The following is a 1,137-nucleotide window of genomic DNA, read 5'->3' on the forward strand; positions in this document are numbered from 1 at the left end:
CGATGCGAGCGCGGCCTCGTCGAGTGTCGCCTGATAGGTACGCGAGCCGGTCGCGACGGTGAAGTGGACAGGGTGGCTGCGCAGCCGCGCGGCGATGGCGGCCGGGGCCGCGGCGGCGTGCGCGAACAGCGCTCGGGGTATGGATCATGAAGTTGGAATTCGCCTGCTCGGTGCTGTCCTGCCCTGGTAGGCCACAGGGTGTGGCTATTTGGTTGCCGGGCACGCCTTGGGATCCAGTCCGTGGAAGAGCACTCGGACGGTGGCACACGTCGCGGACGTCGTTGAAGAGCTTCGCGTCGTGGTCGCCCTCGCCGACGAGGGCGACGCCGAGACGGGAGCTGGACCGGGGGCTCCTCCGGCCGCCAGGCGGCGACCACAGGTCACCGGGTACGGCGAGGTGCCAGAGCAGCTGTTGAAACTTTGGTATCACCCTCATATCGACTTTGGTTCTTGATTCCCGGCGATTCGCAGGATCTTGACGTCGGTCGCGGGGAGGGCCACCCGGCGAGTGGTTTCATCCCGATTGGGGAGGAGCCGCGGGAGCACCGCTGGAAGGGTCGGCGGAGAGATTCCTCAACCCGGAAGGCGATCATGTCGATCCTCCGATCTCCCAGGTCTTTGGTGCTGCCGATGGTGGCCGCGCTGGGAATCCTGCCGGCCACCGGCGCCGTCGCAGACACGACCACCGGTACGGCCGCCACGGCACCCGCGATCTCTTGGGGGCGTGTACCGGATTGCCCGTGTCCACTGCGGGCCTGGCGTGCGGCAAGCTGACCGTGCCGCTCGACTACGGCAACCCGGCCGCCGGGACCGTCGACGTCGCGGTGATCAGAGCGAAGGCCACCGGCACCGGATCGGCTCGCTGGTGATGAACTTCGGCGGCGGCAACGGCGTCATCAACCTGGCGGCGAGCCACCAGAAGTACGCGGCCCTGCGCGAACATTACGACCTGGTGAGCTTCGACCCACGCGGCTCGGGCGGCACCTCCCAGCTCGCCTACGAGAGGTTTCTGACCTGGTGCGTCAAGAAGGGCTGCGGCCTTGGCAAGGACACCAAGGAGGTCAACAGCGCCATCGAGGGACTGGTCGAGCGGCTCAAGCGCAAGCCGCTCATGGTCGGCGACCGCCGGCTCGGCGC

The 1,137-nt window shown here is 68.0% G+C and carries 1 protein-coding gene and 1 pseudogene; both read left to right on the plus strand.

Features of this window, described 5'->3' with window-relative positions; all coding sequences use genetic code 11:
• Positions 1 to 740: 740 nt before the first annotated feature.
• Positions 741 to 869, plus strand: coding sequence for a hypothetical protein (locus tag AB0I59_RS42035; RefSeq protein WP_358142675.1), 129 nt, complete (start codon positions 741 to 743; stop codon positions 867 to 869).
• Positions 869 to 1,137 (plus strand): annotated as a pseudogene (locus AB0I59_RS42040) (hypothetical protein); the annotation flags it as partial. The gene AB0I59_RS42035 and the pseudogene AB0I59_RS42040, both read left to right, overlap by 1 nt.

It is taken from the genome of Microtetraspora glauca (genome assembly GCF_040656155.1).
Lineage (GTDB): Bacteria > Actinomycetota > Actinomycetes > Streptosporangiales > Streptosporangiaceae > Microtetraspora > Microtetraspora glauca.